The 18929-nt window shown below is 65.6% G+C and carries 14 protein-coding genes; 7 read left to right on the forward strand and 7 right to left on the reverse strand.

Features of this window, described 5'->3' with window-relative positions:
- The first annotated feature begins 154 nt into the window (after positions 1 to 154).
- The 4 genes from prfB (at position 155) to ACE026_RS18465 (ending at position 6441) form a co-directional block, all read left to right on the forward strand.
- Positions 155 to 1280, forward strand: a protein-coding gene (gene prfB / locus ACE026_RS18450) for a peptide chain release factor 2 (protein ID WP_486040283.1) whose coding sequence is annotated in 2 segments (ribosomal slippage) — positions 155 to 229 and positions 231 to 1280 — 1125 coding nt in all. Because the reading frame shifts where the segments join, the coding sequence is not laid out codon by codon here.
- 126 nt (positions 1281 to 1406) lie between these two features.
- On the forward strand, positions 1407 to 2924 hold the full coding sequence (gene lysS, locus ACE026_RS18455) for a lysine--tRNA ligase (RefSeq protein ID WP_121036697.1): 1518 nt from the start codon (positions 1407 to 1409) through the stop codon (positions 2922 to 2924).
- Between the two features lie 201 nt (positions 2925 to 3125).
- Entirely contained in the window at positions 3126 to 4265 is a 1140-nt protein-coding gene (gene rpfG, locus ACE026_RS18460) for a cyclic di-GMP phosphodiesterase response regulator RpfG (RefSeq protein ID WP_152150734.1), read from the forward strand.
- A 1-nt stretch (position 4266) separates the two neighbouring features.
- Positions 4267 to 6441, forward strand: coding sequence for an ATP-binding protein (locus tag ACE026_RS18465; RefSeq protein WP_486040285.1), 2175 nt, complete (start codon positions 4267 to 4269; stop codon positions 6439 to 6441).
- Positions 6442 to 6490: 49 nt separating this feature from the next.
- Here ACE026_RS18465 and ACE026_RS18470 read toward each other — a convergent pair whose 3' ends face one another.
- From ACE026_RS18470 to bamE, 6 genes are all read right to left on the reverse strand, one after another.
- Positions 6491 to 7360 (reverse strand): crotonase/enoyl-CoA hydratase family protein, encoded by an 870-nt coding sequence (locus ACE026_RS18470; protein WP_486040287.1) that lies wholly within the window; start codon positions 7358 to 7360, stop codon positions 6491 to 6493.
- 158 nt (positions 7361 to 7518) lie between these two features.
- A complete protein-coding gene (locus ACE026_RS18475) occupies positions 7519 to 9195 on the reverse strand; it encodes a long-chain fatty acid--CoA ligase (RefSeq protein WP_486040289.1) in 1677 nt (558 codons plus the stop codon).
- A 181-nt stretch (positions 9196 to 9376) separates the two neighbouring features.
- The gene (locus ACE026_RS18480) at positions 9377 to 10042 is read right to left on the reverse strand and encodes an ATPase (RefSeq protein WP_486040291.1); all 666 of its coding nucleotides are present in this window, start codon (positions 10040 to 10042) and stop codon (positions 9377 to 9379) included.
- Positions 10042 to 10413, reverse strand: coding sequence for a type II toxin-antitoxin system prevent-host-death family antitoxin (locus ACE026_RS18485; RefSeq protein WP_486040292.1), 372 nt, complete (start codon positions 10411 to 10413; stop codon positions 10042 to 10044). The genes ACE026_RS18480 and ACE026_RS18485 overlap by 1 nt, the downstream gene beginning before the upstream one ends.
- Positions 10414 to 10646: 233 nt before the next feature.
- Positions 10647 to 13403, reverse strand: a complete 2757-nt coding sequence (gene acnA, locus ACE026_RS18490) for an aconitate hydratase AcnA (RefSeq protein ID WP_486040294.1) — start codon at positions 13401 to 13403, stop codon at positions 10647 to 10649.
- Positions 13404 to 13649: 246 nt separating this feature from the next.
- A complete protein-coding gene (gene bamE / locus ACE026_RS18495) occupies positions 13650 to 14027 on the reverse strand; it encodes an outer membrane protein assembly factor BamE domain-containing protein (RefSeq protein ID WP_486040296.1) in 378 nt (125 codons plus the stop codon).
- Positions 14028 to 14227: 200 nt separating this feature from the next.
- On the opposite strand from bamE, the gene ACE026_RS18500 reads away from it, so the two are divergent.
- The 3 genes from ACE026_RS18500 to acnB are packed head-to-tail and all read left to right on the forward strand — an operon-like array spanning position 14228 to position 17493.
- Complete coding sequence (locus ACE026_RS18500) at positions 14228 to 14452, forward strand: AbrB/MazE/SpoVT family DNA-binding domain-containing protein (RefSeq protein WP_123729167.1); 225 nt, start codon at positions 14228 to 14230, stop codon at positions 14450 to 14452.
- A 7-nt stretch (positions 14453 to 14459) separates the two neighbouring features.
- Positions 14460 to 14858 carry a type II toxin-antitoxin system VapC family toxin gene (locus ACE026_RS18505; RefSeq protein WP_123729168.1) on the forward strand — a complete coding sequence of 133 codons (399 nt, stop codon included), beginning with the start codon at positions 14460 to 14462 and terminating at the stop codon, positions 14856 to 14858.
- A gap of 49 nt (positions 14859 to 14907) precedes the next feature.
- A complete protein-coding gene (gene acnB, locus ACE026_RS18510; protein ID WP_486040298.1) occupies positions 14908 to 17493 on the forward strand; it encodes a bifunctional aconitate hydratase 2/2-methylisocitrate dehydratase in 2586 nt (861 codons plus the stop codon).
- Positions 17494 to 17599: 106 nt separating this feature from the next.
- Here the strand turns inward: acnB and ACE026_RS18515 are convergent, their stop codons facing one another.
- A complete protein-coding gene (locus tag ACE026_RS18515; RefSeq protein WP_486040299.1) occupies positions 17600 to 18853 on the reverse strand; it encodes a LysR family transcriptional regulator in 1254 nt (417 codons plus the stop codon).
- Between the last annotated feature and the right edge of the window lie 76 nt (positions 18854 to 18929).

The following is an 18929-nucleotide window of genomic DNA, read 5'->3' on the forward strand; positions in this document are numbered from 1 at the left end:
GCGCGGCGGGGCGGAAGTCTACCGCTTGGCCGGGCGCCCGTGTTCAGTGATGTCGTTTTTCCGGCCGGGAGAGGGCGCTTCCTGCCCCGGCTGCCGCCGGAAAGCCCCGGATAGGCTATGATGGACAGTCTTTTCGCACGCATTAATCGCCGACATGATCGAGCTCAATCCTGTCCGCCAGCGCATCACCGATCTCACCGATCGCGTGCTCTCGCTCAGGGGGTATCTTTGACTACGACGCCAAGAAAGAGCGTCTGGAAGAAGTAACCCGGGAACTGGAAAACCCGGATATCTGGAACAACGCCGAGTACGCCCAGAACCTTGGCCGCGAACGCGCCAATCTGGAGAAGACCGTCGGCGGCATCGCCACGATCCTCGACGGCCTGACCGAGTCGGGCGAACTGCTGGAACTGGCCGAAAGCGAACAGGACGAAGAAACCGCCCTTGCCGTGGTCAGCGACCTGGACAAACACCAGAAGCACGTCGAGCAGCTGGAGTTCCAGCGCATGTTCTCCGGGCAGATGGATACCGCGGCGGCCTTCGTCGACATCCAGGCCGGTGCTGGCGGTACCGAAGCCCAGGACTGGGCCGAGATCCTGCTGCGCATGTATCTGCGCTGGTGCGAATCGCGTGGCTGGAAGACCGAGCTGATGGAAGTCTCCGGCGGCGACGTTGCGGGCATCAAGTCGGCCACGCTGCGCGTGGAAGGCGATTACGCCTATGGCTGGCTGAAGACCGAAACCGGCGTCCATCGCCTGGTGCGCAAGTCGCCGTTCGATTCGGACAACCGCCGCCACACCAGCTTCACCTCGGTATTCGTGTCGCCGGAAGTCGATGACAACATCGAGATCGACATCAACCCGGCCGACCTGCGTACCGACGTGTACCGCTCCTCCGGCGCGGGTGGTCAGCACGTCAACAAGACCGAATCGGCGGTGCGTATCACGCACATCCCGACCAACACGGTCGTGGCCTGCCAGACCGGCCGCAGCCAGCACCAGAACCGCGACAACGCGATGAAGATGCTGGCCGCCAAGCTGTACGAGCTGGAAATCCAGAAGCGCAACGCCGAGCGTGACGCGGTGGAAGCCACCAAGTCCGACATCGGCTGGGGCAGCCAGATCCGCAACTACGTACTCGACCAGAGCCGTATCAAGGACCTGCGCACCGGCATCGAACGCTCCGATACGCAGAAGGTGCTGGATGGCGACCTCGACGAATTCGTCGAAGCCAGCCTGAAGTCCGGCCTGGCCGTGGGTGCCAAACGCACCGACGCCTGACCGTCGGGGCCGCCACGCGCGGCCCCGATCCGTTGTGCCCGGGCCACGCCCGGTTTCGCAATCCGCCCCGACCATCGGCATGATGTCGGGGACCGTCCCTCCCCCCGACATACATAGACCCACGCCATGAACGATCAGACCGCCGCGCCGCAGCCCCCCGTCGACGAGAACAGCCTCATCGCCGAGCGCCGCGCGAAACTGACCGCCCTGCGCGGGCAGGGCATCGCCTACCCGAACGATTTCCGCCGCGAGCACTTCGCCGGCACCCTGCAGGCCGAGTTCGCCGATGCCGAACAGTGGACCGCCGAAGCGCTGGAAGCCAGTGACCGCCAGGTCAAGATGGCCGGCCGCCTGATGGCCAAGCGCGTGATGGGCAAGGCCAGCTTCGCCCAGATCCAGGACGAGTCCGGCCGCATCCAGCTGTTCCTGCAGGGCAGCACGCTGGGCGATGCCTATACCGCCTTCAAGGGCTGGGACGTGGGCGACATCATCGCCGTGGAGGGTGGGCTGACCCGGACCAAGACCGGTGAGCTGTCGGTCAAGGCCACCAGCATCCGCCTGCTGACCAAGTCGCTGCGCCCGCTGCCGGACAAGTGGCACGGCCTGGCCGACGTGGAGCAGCGCTACCGCCAGCGCTACGTCGATCTGATCGTGACCCCGGAGTCGCGCGAGGTGTTCATCAAGCGCTCGCGGATCATCCGCGCGATGCGCGCCTGGCTGGACAATCGCGACTTCCTGGAAGTCGAAACGCCGATGATGCATTACATCCCCGGCGGCGCGACGGCCAAGCCGTTCACCACCCACCACAACGCGCTGGACCTGGACCTGTACCTGCGCGTGGCCCCGGAGCTGTACCTCAAGCGCCTGGTCGTGGGTGGGCTGGAGCGCGTGTACGAGATCAACCGCAACTTCCGCAATGAAGGCGTCAGCACCCGCCACAATCCGGAATTCACCATGATGGAGCTGTACGAGGCCTATGCCACGTACACCGAAGTGATGGACCTGACCGAAGGCGTGATCCGTGACGTGGCCAGCAAGGTGCTGGGCACCACCACGGTGGAGTGGGATGGCGCCACGATCGATCTGGCCCCGGCGTTCCGCCGCTGGCGCATGGACGAGGCGGTGCGTCACCACAACCCGGAGATCAGTGCGGCCGACTGTACCGACCGCGATGCGCTGGTCGCCCATTGCGAGCGCCTGAAGATCCGCATCAAGCCGTCCTATGGCTGGGGCAAGCTGCTGCTGGAGATCTTCGAAGCCACCGTCGAGCACACCCTGATCCAGCCGACCTTCATCACCGACCACCCGGTTGAAGTCTCGCCGCTGGCCCGTGCCAACGATGACCAGCCGGGCTATACCGACCGCTTCGAACTGTTCATCAACGGCAAGGAGCTGGCCAACGGCTTCTCCGAGCTGAACGATCCGGAAGACCAGGCAGCCCGTTTCCAGGCCCAGGTCACGGCGAAGGAGGGCGGTGATGACGAAGCCATGCATTACGACGCCGATTACATCCGCGCGCTGGAGTACGGCATGGCGCCGACCGGCGGCCTGGGCATCGGCATCGACCGGCTGGTGATGCTGCTGACCGGCAGCAGCTCGATTCGTGACGTGCTGCTGTTCCCGTATATGCGTCCCGAAAACTGAGACTTGGGTCCGGGCGTGCTTGGGGCACGTCCGGATGGGGGTTCCGCTCCCGTGGCCGCGCGAGTATGGTTTCTGCGTGGCCTTAGCAAGGTGCTATGGCGTGATGGCCACGGACCATGACGGGTCGCAGGGGGTGCTTACATTGGCATCACACTGTGACGACGATCATGAACTGGGGTGTTCATGACGGGAGGCGGACCCATGCAAGGTGCCAGTGTGCTGAGCGGCGGAGTATCCTCTCCGCAGCATGTTCCAGTGTGGTCAAGGAAGAAGGCAGAAGCAGCCTTGAATATTGTCATCGTTGACGACCAGACGTCCGCGCGTACCATGCTGCGCCATGTCATCGAAGACATCGCGCCGGAACTGTCCGTGCACGACTTCGGCGATCCGCTGACGGCGCTCGCCTGGTGCGAGTCGCATGCCGTGGATCTGCTGCTGCTCGATTACCGCATGCCGGAAATGGATGGGCTGGAGTTTGCCCGCCGGTTCCGCCGCCTGCCCAAGCACCGCGACATCCCCGTGATCCTGATCACCGTGGTTGGCGATGAGCCGATCCGTCAGGCCGCGCTGGAAGCCGGGGTGATCGATTTCCTGGTCAAGCCGATCCGCCCGCGCGAACTGCGCGCGCGCTGCTACAACCTGTTGCAGCTGCGCCAGCAGTCGGAGAACGTGAAGCAGCGCGCGCTGTCGCTGGAGCAGCGGCTGCTGGCCAGCATGCACGAGGTGGAAGAGCGCGAGCGCGAGACGCTGTCGCGCCTGGCGCGTGCGATCGAGTTCCGTGATGCCGGCACCAGCGCGTACCTGGAGCGCATGGCGCACGTGGCGGGCCTGATCGCCGAGCAGCTCGGGCTGCCGGAGGAAGAGGTCAAGCTGATCGAGATGGCCGCGCCCCTGCACGACATGGGCAAGATCGCCATTCCCGATGCCGTGCTGCTCAAGCAGGGCAAGCTGAGCGATGAGGAGCAGGCGATCATGCGCCGGCACCCGCGCATCGGCTATGAACTGTTGAGTGGCAGCCAGAACCGGTTCATCCAGGTCGGCGCGCTGATCGCGCTGCGCCACCACGAGCGCTACGACGGCAGCGGCTACCCGGATGGGCTGGTCGGCGATGCCATTCCGCTGGAAGCGCGGATCGTGGCGGTGGCCGATGTGTTCGACGCCCTGATCTCACCCCGTCCGTACAAGGAAGCATGGACCATGGAAGCCACGCTGGCTTATCTGTACGCCCAGCGTGGCCGGTTGTTCGACCCGCGCTGCGTTGATGCCCTGCTGCGCGGCCGCCTCCAGCTTGATGAGATCTGCGCACAGCACTCCACTGCGTCATCCCGCCCGGGGATGTGATATGCGTCGTCTGTACCCGCGCCTGAAGCAACGTCTGGCGCAGCGCCCGGATACCGAGCACGGCCAGGCGATCGTGCGCATCGTGCTGATCACCCTGATCCTGCTGTATGTGCTGATGCCCGGGCCGCGCCACGACCTGCCGCCGGCGCAGTACCACGGGGTGCTGGCGATCGTGCTGACCGGCCTGACCCTGTCGCTGGGGCTGTTCGGCTGGCTGTTGTGGCGGCCGGGGCGCTCGGATCCGCGCCGGGTGGCCGGCATGCTGGCCGACTACGGGCTGATTGCCGCCGGGATGGTGCAGATGGGCGAGCCGCTGGCCTGGGTCTACATCGTGGTGATGTGGGTGACGGTCGGCAACGGCATGCGCTATGGCAACAACTATCTCTATGTGGCCGTGGCGATGGCCATGGTCAGTTTCGGCAGCACCGCGCTGCTCACGCCGTACTGGGAACGCAATGCCCGGCTGGCGTTCGGGCTGTGGCTGGGCCTGGCTGCGGTGCCGCTGTATTTCTCCACGCTGTTGCGCCAGTTGACCCAAGCCATGGCCGAGGCGCGCCGTGCGAGCGAGGCCAAGAGCCGCTTCCTGGCCAACATGAGTCATGAGTTCCGCACGCCGCTCAACGGGCTGTCGGGCATGACCGAGCTGCTGGCCACCACCAAGCTCGATGAAGAGCAGCGCGAGTGCGTCAATACCATCCAGGCCTCCTCGCGCAGTCTGCTGGCGCTGGTGGAAGAGGTGCTGGACATCTCCGCGATCGAGGCCGGCAAGCTGCGCGTGACCGCCGAAGACTTCGCCCTGGCCGATGTCATCCAGGCGATCGGGTTGATCCTGCTGCCGCAGGCCAAGGCCAAGCGGCTGGATTACCGGGTCAAAGTGGCCGATACCGTGCCGCCGTTGCTGCGCGGCGATCTGGGTCACCTGCGCCAGATCCTGCTCAACATCGCCGGCAACGCGGTCAAGTTCACCGACCATGGCCGTGTCGAGATCCGCGTGGCCGTGCTCAATGCCGAATCCGATGGCGGGGTGCGCCTGCGCTTTGACATCCTCGATACCGGCATCGGCGTCGCGCCGGAAATGCGCCCGCGTCTGTTCGAAGCCTTCGAGCAGGCTGATGTCAGCATGGCCCGCCGGCACGAAGGCACCGGCCTTGGTACGACCATCGCCAAAGGCCTCGTCGAGGCGATGGGCGGCGACATCGGCTACGAAGAGCATCCGCCGCAGGGCAGTCATTTCTGGTTCGAGCTGCCGTTCGCGCCGCCGCGCGTGCCGTTGGGCACGGTCACCCCGGCCCTGGTCGGCGACGGGCTGCCGGACCGCAACGGCAATGTCATCGCCTTCGCCGATCCGTTCCTGCGCCATCGCGCGCGCGTGCGCAGCATGCACATCCTGGTGGCCGATGATCACGAGGCCAACCGGATGGTGCTGCAGCGCCTGCTGCAGAAAGCGGGCCACAAGGTGCTGTGCGTCAACGGTGGCGAAGCGGTGCTGGATGCGATGGCCGAGAGCGATTTCGATGCGGCCATCGTGGATCTGCACATGCCCGGCATGAGTGGCCTGGACATGCTCAAGGAGCTGCGCGTGATGCAGGCTGGTGGCGGTCCGCGCACGCCGGTGCTGGTGCTCAGCGCCGATGTCACTCCCGAGGCGATCCAGCGCTGCACCCAGGCCGGTGCACATACCTTCCTGGCCAAGCCGGTGGTCGCCGTGCGCCTGCTGGACGTGCTGGCCGACATCGCCTCCAACGGGCAACTCAAGGCCAGCGCGCCGATCGTGCGCACCGCCACTGCATTGGATGGCGTGCTGGATCCCGGCGTGCTGGACGAGTTGGCTTCGCTCGGCATGGGCGATGGCTTCGAGCGCGAGTTCATCCGCCAGTGCCTGGCCGATGCCGAACAGTGCGTCGGTGTCGCACTGGCCGACGGCGAGCGCGGCGACTGGGTGCATTTCCGTGAGCAGGCACATGCGATCAAGGGTGTGGCCAGCAATCTGGGCCTGGTCCGCGTGGCGAACCGCGCGGGTGACCTGATGCGCATGGCCGACTGGCAGCTCAAGAGCGAGTGGCGGCAGCGCATGACCCTGCTGCAGGCAGGCATCAAGGAAGGCCGTCAGGCGCTGGATGCGCGTGCGCAGCGCAAAGCCCAAGGCCAGGCCGATGACGGCGGCGACATGCGCTGAAAAAAAGCCCGGCGGCAGCCGGGCTTGAACAACACAGGGGAGGGGAGACTCAGGCCACGTCGAGGGTGGCGCGACGCGTCTGGGCCTTGATCAGGCGGTCCATGGTGCGCAGCGACTTGTCGCCCAGCGCGAGTGCGGAATCGACCCACACCTTGGTGATCTCCAGCAGTTCGTCATAGCGCACGGCCTGGGCCAGGTTGCGCGCGGCATTCATCGCCAGGTACGAGTGCGGAATGCGCTGATGCTGGCGGATCAGATCCTCGACCGCCTTGACGCCCTGGCCCTTGGGCACCAGCACGTCGACTACGCCCATCGCGTGCATCTCTTCGGAGGAATACACGCGGCCGTCCAGGATGATCTTCTCGGCCAGCTGCGGGGCCACGCGCTTGCACAGGAACGAGTACGCGCCCATGCCCGGGAACAGGCCGAACAGCACTTCCGGCAGGCCCATGCCGCAGCCTTCCTCGGCCACGATGGTGTGGCAGGCCAGCGCCATCTCCAGGCCGCCGCCGAGCGCGTCGCCCTGGATCAGTGCGATCGAACGCACGTCGCCACCGAAGCCGGTATGCAGGTGGTGCACGCCTTCCACGCAGCGCTGCGCATAGGTCAGCAGGCGGTCGCGGTTGCCCTCGCGGATCAGGCGGGTGAACAGGTCCAGATCGCCGCCCAGGTTGTAGGCGTTCGCATCGGAGGCGAGCACGAAATGGCGCAGCTTGCCGCTGTTGCGCTCGGCCGGGCTGCGGGTGATCGCGCTCATGAAGTTCCACATTTCATCGAGCATGTCCTTCCGGCAGCACGGGCGGATGCCGCTGGCGGCATCGGCGTGCATGTACAGCCAATGGGCATCGTCGTTGCCCGTGGTTTCGGTGCGGATGGTGGCGTAGCGGTGGTTGACGGGCAGCTTTTCAATGGTGCTCATGGCGATTTCCTCGGAGGCTGGCCCGCTGGGAGGACGGGGGGCGGCGGGCCTGACGGGTCCACACGCCGCGATCCTACACCCCCGGCATCTCACGCAATGCAAAAGGCCCCCGCCGTTGCCGGCAGGGGCCCTGTGAAGATGCAGCCGTTGGGGAACCGTTACGGCGCGGGCGTATCGCGCAGTTCGCGGCGCAGGATCTTGCCGACGTTGGTCTTCGGCAGTTCCTTGCGGAACTCCACGATCCGCGGGTGCTTGTAGCCGGTCAGGTTGGCACGCGCGTGCTCCTTGACCATCTCGGCGGTGAGGTTGGGGTCCTTTTTGACGATGACCACCTTGACCACTTCGCCGGATTTTTCATCGGGCACACCGACCGCCGCGACTTCGAGCACGCCGGGCATCATCGCGATGACGTCTTCAACCTCGTTGGGATACACGTTGAAGCCGGACACCAGGATCATGTCCTTCTTGCGGTCCACGATGTAGAAGAAGCCCTGCTCATCCATCCGCGCCATGTCGCCGGTATGCAGCCAGCCCTCGGCATCGACCGCCTGCGCGGTGTCCTCCGGGCGCTGCCAGTAGCCCTTCATGACCTGCGGGCCCTTGATGCACAGCTCGCCGACTTCGCCGGCGGCCAGCGTCTTGCCGGCGTCATCTTTCACGCAGGCATCGGTGGACGGGATCGGCAGCCCGATCGCGCCGTTGTACTCGGCCAGGTTGAGTGGATTGATGCAGGCGGCCGGCGAGGTCTCGGTCAGGCCATAGGCCTCGACCAGGGTCACGCCGGTGACCTTCTTCCAGCGTTCGGCAACGGCGCGCTGCACGGCCATGCCGCCACCGAGGGTGACCTTCAGCGAGGAGAAATCGACTTCGTCGAAGCCCGGCGTGTTGAGCAGGCCGTTGAACAGCGTGTTGACGCCGGTGATCGCGGTGAAGCGGGTCGCCTTGAGCTCCTTGACGAAGCCCTTCATGTCGCGCGGGTTGGTGATCAGATAGTTGCAGCCACCGAACTTCATGAAGACCAGGCCGTTCGCCGTCAACGCGAAGATGTGGTACAGCGGCAGGGCGGTGATGATCACCTCCTTGCCCATCTCGATCCCCGAGGCGGAGATCCAGGCCGAGGCCTGCTGCATGTTGGCGACCAGGTTGCGGTTGGTCAGCATCGCGCCCTTGGCCACGCCGGTGGTGCCGCCGGTGTACTGCAGGAAAGCGACGTCGTCGTGATCGATCTCGACCTTGGGCAGGGTGTGGCGGCTGCCCAGCTTGAGCGCCTGGTTGAAGCGGATCGCGCCGCGCAGGCTGTAGTTGGGCACCATCTTCTTGATGTACTTCAGCACGAAGTTCACCACGATGCCCTTGGCGCCGAGCATGTCGCCCAGGCCGGTGGTCACCACCTGCTTGATCGGGGTATCAGCGATGACCTGCTGCACGGTGTCGCAGAAGTTGTCGACCACGACCAGCACGGCTGCGCCCGAATCCACCAGCTGGTGCTTGAGCTCGCGGGCGGTGTACAGCGGGTTGACGTTGACCACGGTCAGGCCGGCACGCAGCACGCCGAAGGTCGCGACCGGGTACTGCAGGCAGTTGGGCATCATCAGGGCGACGCGGTCGCCCTTCTTGAGCTGCAGCTCACCGAGCAGGTAGGCGGCGAACTGTTCGACCAGTGCGTCCGTTTCCCCGTAGGTCAGGACCTTGCCGAAACTGGAGTAGGCGGGGCGGTCGCGGAACTTGGCCACCGAAGTGTCGAAGACGGCCGAAACCGAATGGAACTCGTTGACGTCGATCTCGGCGGGTACGCCTTTGGGATAACTCTGCAGCCAGGGTCGTTCCAGACTCATATTCCCCCTCCAGGAAACGTGGATGATGTAACGCGATGACGGAGAGTATCCGTCGTTTCATGCCTCGGCAGCATACCGTCCCGAATGGAAAACGCGAAGGGCCTGTGAAGAAAGGCCGCCACGCGGGTCGGGTCAGTGTGCCAGCCGACGGCAAATGACGTTTGCAACTGCACGGAATGGCTCATCGCAGTGGCGCACCGATGCGGGCGTCGTGACATTGAAGCGCCGCTTCCAGCACAGGGACGGCCCAATCCGGCGTCTGCCGAAGGTGTGCGGCGTCATCGGCGGCCGGCCATGTCAGCCGCCCTCCGTCCATCTGCAGCACAAGCAGTGGGTCCGCAACCGGTTCTCCATGCCTGGTCTCGGCACTGTTGTCGTACACCTGCAGTTGCGCCACCGATGGCAGCAGGCCGATCAGGTTCTGCAGGGCCACCGGGTAACGGCGGCGAATGTCATCGTCGCTGATGGCGTGGCCACCGGCCGCGACGCGTGCGCGCACCCGTGCGATGTGCTGCTCGGGGGAACCCAGGCCGCAGTACCAGATCAGCACATCGTGCGTGGCGCAGGCCTCGGCCAGGGTTGCGGCGATCGACTGCCCGCCCAGGGTGGTCTCGAACGCATGGCTGCGCCGTTGGGCGATCGCGGCCTGCAATCGGGAGAAGCCTTCCTGCCACGCCTGACCATTGGCCTCGCGCTGGCTCATGCCCAGTTCGCGGCACAGCTGCCGGGCCCAGTCGTCCGGATTGAACCAGTCCAGCCCGGCGTCGCGGAGCAGGTGACCCCCGATGGAACTCTTGCCTGCGCCGTTGACCCCTGCCAGCACGAACAGGAAGGGTCGCGCCGCCATCAGTACCCGCTGCCTGCAGCTACCTTGCCCTTGAGCCTTGCCGGCTTGCGCAGCAGCGCGCGCGCCTTGTTGCCCGCCGCGGCACTGTCCAGCACGGCAAGGCGATCATCGAAGCGCTGGCGCAGGTCCTGAAGGGCCGGGGTCCGTTCGCGCAGAGAGGCCAGATCACGCTGCAGCGATACCATTTCGGCCTGCATGGCCTGGTACTGCTCGGCGGAGAGGATGACGGCCTGGGGCTCGTTGTGATTGGTGACCAGCACGGCCTGTTGTTCGCGGACGTCCTGCATGACCTTCCGCCAGTGCTCCTTCACCGTCGAGGCAGTGGTGCGGGTCAGCTCGGTGATCGGGTCGAACTTGAGCGCGTGCAGCATGGCGGTGGCTCCCTGACGGATGCCTCCAGCGTAGCTCATTCCGTACGAAATGGGATAAATATGTGATTTATGAAATTTATGAAAATGAAGGTTGGCCGTTGGGACGCCTATCCGGGGCACGCCGAAGACGCAGGTTCGCGAGGATTCCGGAAAGCAGCAAGGGGGCGTTGCGCCCCCTTGCTGTCACGTCGTCCCCTGGATGGAGACGGCGTACTTCCCCAAGTGACTGACGCTTACTTCTTCCCCGCCAGCTGGCGCAGCACGTACTGCAGCAGGCCGCCGTGCTTGAAGTACTCCACTTCCTTCGGGGTCAGCAGCATCACATGGGCCTCGAAGGTCTTCTGCGTGCCATCGGCCTTGGTGGCGGTGAGGGTGGCCGACTTGCTGGCGCCATCCTCCAGGCCGGTGATGTCCACCACTTCCGAACCGTCCAGGCCCAGGCTCTGTGCGTTCTCGCCGTTCTTGAACTGCAGCGGCAGCACGCCCATGCCGACCAGGTTGGAGCGGTGGATGCGCTCGAAGCTCTCGGCGATCACCGCCTTGACGCCCAGCAGGTTGGTGCCCTTGGCCGCCCAGTCGCGCGAGGAGCCGGTGCCGTATTCTTTGCCGGCGAACACCACCAGCGGGACGCCCTCGGCCTTGTACTTGACGGCCGCATCGTAGATCGCCAGCTTCTGCGGCTCGCCGCCATCCCTCGGGAAGTACAGCGTGTTGCCGCCTTCTTCGCCGCCGAACATCAGGTTCTTGATCCGGATGTTGGCGAAGGTGCCGCGGACCATGACGTCATCGTTGCCACGACGGCTGCCGTAGCTGTTGAAGTCGGCTGGCTGCACGCCACGCTCCTGCAGGAAGCGGCCCGCCGGGGAATCCTTCTTCATGTTGCCGGCCGGGGAGATGTGATCGGTGGTGATCGAGTCGCCGAACAGGCCCATCAGGCGCGCACCATGCACATCTTCGATATGGCCGACGTCCATCGTCATGCCCTCGAAGTAGGGCGGGTTCTTGATGTACGTCGAGCTGCCGTCCCACTCGTACAGGTCGCCATCGGGCGACTTGATGGTGTTCCAGCGGGTGTCGCCCTTGAACACGTCGGCATAGTTCTTCTTGAACATCTCCGGCCCGATGGTCGCGGCGATCACGTCGCCGATTTCCTTGTTGCTCGGCCAGATATCGCGCAGGTATACCGGTTGGCCATCGCTGCCCGTGCCCAGCGGCTCGGTGGTCAGGTCGATGTCGGTGGTGCCGGCGATGGCGTAGGCGACGACCAGCGGCGGGCTGGCCAGGTAGTTCATTTTGACTTCGGGGTGCACACGGCCTTCGAAGTTGCGGTTGCCCGACAACACCGAGGCCACCACCAGGTCACCGGCAGCGATGCCGGCACTGACTTCGGTCGGCAGCGGGCCGGAGTTGCCGATGCAGGTGGTGCAGCCGTAGCCGACCACATAGAACCCGACCTTCTCCAGCTCGGTGAGCACACCGGCTTTTTCCAGGTAATCGGTGACCACGCGCGAGCCCGGGCCGAGCGAGGTCTTGACCCACGGCTTGCGGTCCAGGCCCTTGGCTGCCGCGTTACGCGCGAGCAGGCCGGCACCGATCATCACCGCCGGGTTGGAGGTGTTGGTGCACGAGGTGATCGCGGCGATCACCACCGCGCCATCCTTCAGGCGGAATCTGTGACCGTCCAGCTCGACATCGCTGTAGCCCTTGGCCAGCTGCTCGTTGCCGACCGCCGCACCGCCGCCTTCGTTGACGAACTTGGAGACGTCATCATTGCGCTTGTCGCGGTTGGTGGTCAGGCCGACCAGGTTCTCGCGGTAGTTCTGCTTGACGTCTTCCAGCAGCACGCGGTCCTGCGGGCGCTTGGGGCCGGCCAGCGACGGCTTGACCTCGCCCATGTCCAGTTCCAGCGTGGCGCTGTAGCTGGCGTGCGCGGTGTTGGCGTCGTGCCACAGGCCCTGGGCCTTGGCATAGGCTTCGACCAGATCGATCTGCGCTTCGCTGCGGCCGGACAGGCGCAGGTAGGTCAGTGATTCTTCGTCGATCGGGAAGATGCCACAGGTCGCGCCGTACTCCGGCGCCATGTTGCCGATCGTGGCACGGGCGGCCAGCGGCAGATGCTGCAGGCCCTCACCGAAGAACTCCACGAACTTGCCGACCACGCCGTGCTTGCGCAGCATCTGGGTGACGGTCAGCACCAGATCGGTGGCGGTGGCGCCTTCGGGCATGCGGCCGGTCAGCTTGAAGCCGACCACCTGCGGGATCAGCATCGACGACGGCTGGCCAAGCATGGCGGCCTCGGCTTCGATACCGCCTACGCCCCAGCCGAGCACGCCGATGCCATTGATCATGGTGGTGTGGCTGTCGGTCCCGAACACGGTGTCCGGGTACGCCACCGCCTTGCCATCCTTGTCCGCGGTCATGACGACGCGGGCCAGGTTTTCCAGATTCACCTGGTGGACGATGCCGGTGTTGGGCGGCACTACCTTGAAGTTGTCGAAGGCCTTCTGGCCCCAGCGCAGGAAGCCATAGCGCTCCTGATTACGCTGGAATTCGATCTTGCCGTTGAGGTCCAGCGCGTCGGGCGTGCCGAACACATCGACCTGCACCGAGTGATCGATCACCAGTTCGGACGGGATCTGCGGATTGATCTGCTCCGGCCGACCGCCGAGCTTGACCACCGCATCGCGCATTGCGGCCAGATCGACCACGCAGGGCACACCGGTGAAATCCTGCAGCACCACGCGGGCGGGCATGAAGGCGATCTCGATGTCCGGCTCGGCCTTGGGATCCCACTGCGCCACCGCCTGGATGTGGTCCTTGCCGACGGTGACACCGCCATCCTCGTGCCGGAGCAGATTCTCCAGCAGGATCTTCATCGAGTAGGGCAGGTGGGAGATGTCGAACGTCTGTCCGAGCTTGGGCAGGCTGAAGTAGTCGTAGGTGGTGCCGCCGACGTCCAGCTGGCTGCGGGTGGAGAACGAATCGCTCATTGCAGATGACTCCTTTGCTGATGGCTTGCAACGGCTGCGCCGGAACGCGCGCCTGCTTGCGGCTGCCGTCGGGCTCGCTGCGCCCGCCGATCCCTCGCAGTATGCGACAGCGGCGGGGGCGTGCCAGCCCTTGGGCTCAGGACGCAAGGTTACACAGGCATGTGTAGTGCCGATGTCATTGCCCGGGGCCCCAATGCAGACGGGGCGCCATGAGCGCCCCGTCGTGAAGTGGCTGGTGGCGGCCGCTTACTTGCCGTTGGCGGCATCGATCAGCGGGTTGCCGGTCTTGCCCACGGCATTGGTCTTGGACTTGGCCGACAACACGCCGGTCTTGCCGAACTCGAACACGGTGGCTTCCTGGATGTTCTTGCCAAACGACTTGATCTTGACGAAGTCGTAGTACCAGACCTGCGTGTCGCCGAGCTGTTCGCGGCGGCTGGGGGCGCCGAAGGCGCCGCGGACATCGTCCTGGGTGGTCTTGCCCACTTCGGCGGCATCCAGCTGCTGCTGGGTGATCTCGGTGCCGGTGGTGTAGGCGCCAAACGGGTTGGCATGCGCCGGCGGGGCCGTGAGGGCCAGCGGGGCCGCAATCAGCAGGGCAAAGGCGAGGGTGGTGGCGCGCATCGTGGGATGTCCTTGTCTATCGATGGGTATGCGGGTCGCCAGGGTGACGGGAGCCGTCCGGGTCCGGGCGGCAGCGGTGGCTGCCCGATCAGTCTAGCCTTGTTGCTCGTCCCGAGACGCCCGCAAGCCAGGCGCCGCCTGGATTTGCCCCTGAAGGCTAAAGTACGTACAATTCATACATACTTTTTGAGGCGTACCCCATGGAAGCCACCGTTGCAGAACGCGGACAGATCACCCTTCCCAAGGCCGTGCGTGATGCGTTGGGACTGACCAAGGGCACCCAGCTCACCGTCGAGCTGGAAGGCGGCCGCATCATCCTGCGCAAGAGCGTGGACGATGCGATCTCACGCGCCCGCGGCAAATTCGCGCTGGACGGCTTCGAGTCGTCCGAGGCCGCGGTGAAGGCCGTCCGTGACGAAGACTGAGCCTGCGATGATCGCCGTCGATTCGCCGGTGCTGATCGAACTGCTCAGCAACGGCCCTCAGGCTGACGCCGTGGAGGCCTGCCTGCGCCAGAACCTGGTCGGTGGCCGCGTGGTCGTGTGCGGGGCGACCCTGGCCGAACTGTGCGCCTCGCTGCGCGGCGGTGCCGAAGTGCTCGAGGCGCTGGAGGAAATGGGCGTCCATTTCAACGCGCTGGAAGCCAAATCCGCCCTGCGTGCTGGCGAGATGCAGCGCCGTCACCGGCAGCGCGGCGAAGGCCGCCGCAGCCTGGACGACTTCATGGTGGGTTCGCACGCACTGCTGCAGTGCGACGGCCTGATCACCTGGAACGACAAATTTTACCGCGACTACTTCAAGGGCCTGAAGCTGATCGTGCCGCACGCCTGAGCCCATACTTTTAAACCGCATTCTTTCAAAGAATCACCCGGGAGTTGTCATGTTGGAAGCCTACCGCCACCACGTAGCCGAGCGCGCCGCGCTTGGCATCCCGCCGCTGCCGCTGAGCGCCCAGCAGACGGCCGACGTCATCGAACTGCTGAAGAATCCGCCCGCCGGCGAAGCCGAGTTCCTGCTGGACCTGCTGACCCACCGCGTGCCGGCCGGCGTCGATGACGCTGCCAAGGTCAAGGCCTCGTACCTGGCCGCGATCGCCCTGGGCAGCGAAGTCAATCCGCTGATCACGCGCGAGCGCGCCACCGAACTGCTGGGCACCATGCTCGGCGGTTACAACGTTGCACCGCTGGTGCAGCTGCTTGACGACGCTGCCGTCGGCGCGATCGCCGCCAATGCGCTGAAGAACACCCTGCTGGTGTTCGATGCCTTCCACGACGTGCAGGAAAAGGCCAAGGCTGGTAACGCGAACGCCCAGGGCGTGCTGCAGAGCTGGGCCGATGCCGAATGGTTCACCAGCCGTCCGCAGGTGCCGGAAAGCCTGACCATCACCGTGCTCAAGGTGACCGGCGAAACCAACACCGATGACCTGTCGCCGGCACCGGATGCCACCACCCGCCCGGACATCCCGCTGCACGCCCTGGCGATGCTGAAGAACAAGCGAGATGGCATCGAGCCGGAAGAAGACGGCAAGCGCGGCCCGGTCAAGTTCCTGGAATCGCTGAAGGACAAGGGCCACCTGGTTGCCTACGTGGGTGACGTGGTCGGTACCGGTTCCAGCCGCAAGTCGGCCACCAACTCGGTGCTGTGGTTCACCGGCGAAGATATTCCGTTCATCCCGAACAAGCGCTTCGGCGGCGTGTGCCTGGGCTCCAAGATCGCCCCGATCTTCTACAACACGATGGAAGACGCCGGCGCGCTGCCGATCGAACTCGACGTGTCGCAGATGAACATGGGCGATGTGATCGAGCTGCGCCCGTACGACGGCAAGGCCCTGAAGGACGGCGCCGTCATTGCCGAGTTCAAGGTGAAGTCCGACGTGCTGTTCGACGAAGTGCGCGCCGGTGGCCGCATTCCGCTGATCATCGGCCGCGGCCTGACCGCCAAGGCGCGTGAAGCGCTGGGCCTGGCCCCGACCGATCTGTTCCGCCTGCCGATGGACCCGCCGGATACCGGCAAGGGCTTCTCACTGGCGCAGAAGATGGTTGGCCGCGCCTGTGGCCTGCCGGAAGGCCAGGGCATGCGCCCGGGTACCTACTGCGAACCGAAGATGACCTCGGTGGGCTCGCAGGACACCACCGGCCCGATGACCCGTGACGAGCTGAAGGACCTGGCCTGCCTGGGCTTCTCGGCCGACCTGGTGATGCAGTCGTTCTGCCACACCGCAGCCTACCCGAAGCCGGTGGACGTCAAGACCCACCACACGCTGCCGGAGTTCATCTCCACCCGTGGCGGCATCTCGCTGCGCCCGGGCGACGGCGTGATCCACAGCTGGCTCAACCGCATGCTGCTGCCCGACACCGTCGGCACCGGCGGCGACTCGCACACCCGTTTCCCGGTGGGCATTTCGTTCCCGGCCGGCTCGGGCCTGGTCGCCTTCGCGGCCGCCACCGGCGTGATGCCGCTGGACATGCCCGAATCGGTGCTGGTCCGCTTCAAGGGCACGATGCAGCCGGGCGTGACCCTGCGTGACCTGGTCAACGCGATCCCGCTGTACGCGATCAAGTCCGGTCTGCTGACCGTGGCCAAGGCCGGCAAGAAGAACATCTTCTCCGGCCGCATCCTGGAAATCGAAGGTCTGCCGGAGCTCAAGGTCGAGCAGGCGTTCGAGCTGTCCGATGCCTCGGCCGAACGTTCGGCCGCCGGTTGCTCGGTGCACCTGAACAAGGAGCCGATCATCGAGTACCTCACCAGCAACATCACGCTGCTGAAGTGGATGATCGCCGAGGGTTACCAGGACGCCCGTTCGCTGGCGCGCCGCATCGAGAAGATGGAAGCCTGGCTGGCCAACCCGGAGCTGCTGGCCCCGGATGCCGATGCCGAATACGCCGCCGTCATCGAGATCGACCTGGCCGACATCCACGAGCCGATCGTGGCCTGCCCGAACGATCCGGATGACGTCAAGACCCTGTCCGACGTGGCCGGTGCGGCCATCGACGAAGTGTTCATCGGTTCGTGCATGACCAACATCGGTCACTTCCGTGCGGCCGCCAAGCTGCTGGAAGGCAAGCGCGACATCCCGACCAAGCTGTGGGTCGCCCCGCCGACCAAGATGGATGCCTCGGAGCTGACCAAGGAAGGCCATTACGGCACCTTCGGTACCGCCGGCGCACGCATGGAAATGCCGGGTTGCTCGCTGTGCATGGGCAACCAGGCGCAGGTGCGTGAGGGCGCGACGGTGTTCTCGACCTCGACCCGCAACTTCCCGAACCGTCTGGGCCGCAACTCCAACGTGTACCTCGGGTCGGCCGAACTGGCCGCGATCTGTTCGCGTCTGGGGCGCATCCCGACCAAGGAAGAGTACATGGCCGACATCGGCGTGCTGGATGCCAGCAGCAAGGACATCTACCGCTATATGAACTTCGACCAGATCGAGGACTATCAGGAAGTGGCCGGCACGGTTGCTGCCTGATCCGGGCGCCGGGCGCTGCCCGGCGACCGGTAGCCGCCGACCGTTGGTCGGTGGGCTGAAAACAGAAACCCTCGGTGAAAGCCGGGGGTTTTTTCATGCGAGACGCTCAGCGTACCGGAAAGCGGAAGGGCCAGGCCTCGTCGCCTGCAGCGTTGCGCTCGGCACAGACCTGCCGGAACGTTTCCACGAACGCCTGCTGCAGCCGGGTAGGGTGCCAGTCGGCGCGGGTGGTGAGGCCGATGCGGCGGCGCAGATCATCGCCGGCCCGGCCGATCTCGCAGAGCAGGCCCGCGCGACGCTCGAACACGAACTGATCGCGCGACATCAACGTAAGCCAATCGTCTTCGAGCAGCAGGCCGCGGGTGATCAACACCGAACCACACTCGATGCGCAGCCGCGGCGGTTCGTGGCCGTGCTGGCGGAACATCTGCTCCCAGCGGGCCCGCACCGGTGCCCCCGTCGCGGCGATCACCCACGGGTAGTCGAGCAGTTGCGGAAACCGGAAGCCCTTGGGGGCAGCCAGCGGATGTCCGCTGCGCGCGACAATGACCGGGTCGTCGTCGAAAAGGCCTTCCTGCGCGATGTCGCGCACCGGCAGCTTGTCACGCATCGCGCCGATCAATAGATCCAGGCTGCCTTCGCGCAGGTCGCCCAACAGCTCGGCGTACGGGCCTTCGATCACGTTCACCGTTGCCCCCGGATACGCACGCGCGAAGCGGGCGAGCACCTGCGGCAGCAGGATGGCCCGTGCCAACGGCATGACGCCGAGCGCGACCCGGCCCCCCTGTTGCGAGCGCAACGAGGCAAGTTCATCCACGCCGGCACTGAGTTCGGACAGCGCCAACCGGACCAGGCGCAGCATGCGTGTCGCCGCCGGGGTGGGCTGCACCGTCTTGCCACGTCGCACCGTCAACGGCGTTTCGATCACCTCGGACAACTCGTGCACCGCGCGGTAGATCGCCGGCTGGGAGACGCCGGCGCGGGTGGCAGCCAGGGTGAAGCTGCCGGCGGTGTCCACTGCGGCCAGGGCACGCAGCTGGCCCAGGGTGACCCGACGCTCCACAGCCGGCATCGCCGGCAGCCGCTGCGCGCGGCGGGCAACGCGGACGCCATGCGCGATGTAGGCAAGCGCGCGTTCGATCCGTGGCACCAGCAGCTCCGCCGCTTCGGTAGGGGACATGCCTCCGGGCTGGCGGTCAAACAGGGGCGCGTCCAGTTGTTTCTCCAGCCGGGCGATCGCCTGCGTGAGCGCTGGCTGGGACAGATTCACGTGCGGTGCCGCCGCACTGATGCCGCCGTGGTGGTAGACGGCGGCCAGTGCATGCAGATGCTTGAGGTTCAGGTCCAGAGGTGCACTCATGGATCAACTATAACCAAATTCAATGGCTGTTTCGAAAAACGATCTTGAGGGGCGGGGCAGCGCGAGGACAGACTGC

It is taken from the genome of Stenotrophomonas sp. AGC87 (assembly GCF_057333975.1).

Excerpts from the sequence above, each read along its gene's own strand:
- acnB (WP_486040298.1), top strand. The coding sequence starts at position 14,908 with ATGTTGGAAGCCTACCGCCACCACGTAGCCGAGCGCGCCGCGCTTGGC.
- ACE026_RS18475 (WP_486040289.1), bottom strand. The coding sequence starts at position 9,195 with ATGAGTCTGGAACGACCCTGGCTGCAGAGTTATCCCAAAGGCGTACCC.
- bamE (WP_486040296.1), bottom strand. The coding sequence starts at position 14,027 with ATGCGCGCCACCACCCTCGCCTTTGCCCTGCTGATTGCGGCCCCGCTG.
- lysS (WP_121036697.1), top strand. The coding sequence starts at position 1,407 with ATGAACGATCAGACCGCCGCGCCGCAGCCCCCCGTCGACGAGAACAGC.
- ACE026_RS18465 (WP_486040285.1), top strand. The coding sequence starts at position 4,267 with ATGCGTCGTCTGTACCCGCGCCTGAAGCAACGTCTGGCGCAGCGCCCG.
- rpfG (WP_152150734.1), top strand. The coding sequence starts at position 3,126 with ATGCAAGGTGCCAGTGTGCTGAGCGGCGGAGTATCCTCTCCGCAGCAT.
- acnA (WP_486040294.1), bottom strand. The coding sequence starts at position 13,403 with ATGAGCGATTCGTTCTCCACCCGCAGCCAGCTGGACGTCGGCGGCACC.
- ACE026_RS18515 (WP_486040299.1), bottom strand. The coding sequence starts at position 18,853 with ATGAGTGCACCTCTGGACCTGAACCTCAAGCATCTGCATGCACTGGCC.
- ACE026_RS18500 (WP_123729167.1), top strand. The coding sequence starts at position 14,228 with ATGGAAGCCACCGTTGCAGAACGCGGACAGATCACCCTTCCCAAGGCC.
- ACE026_RS18480 (WP_486040291.1), bottom strand. The coding sequence starts at position 10,042 with ATGGCGGCGCGACCCTTCCTGTTCGTGCTGGCAGGGGTCAACGGCGCA.
- ACE026_RS18470 (WP_486040287.1), bottom strand. The coding sequence starts at position 7,360 with ATGAGCACCATTGAAAAGCTGCCCGTCAACCACCGCTACGCCACCATC.
- ACE026_RS18485 (WP_486040292.1), bottom strand. The coding sequence starts at position 10,413 with ATGCTGCACGCGCTCAAGTTCGACCCGATCACCGAGCTGACCCGCACC.
- ACE026_RS18505 (WP_123729168.1), top strand. The coding sequence starts at position 14,460 with ATGATCGCCGTCGATTCGCCGGTGCTGATCGAACTGCTCAGCAACGGC.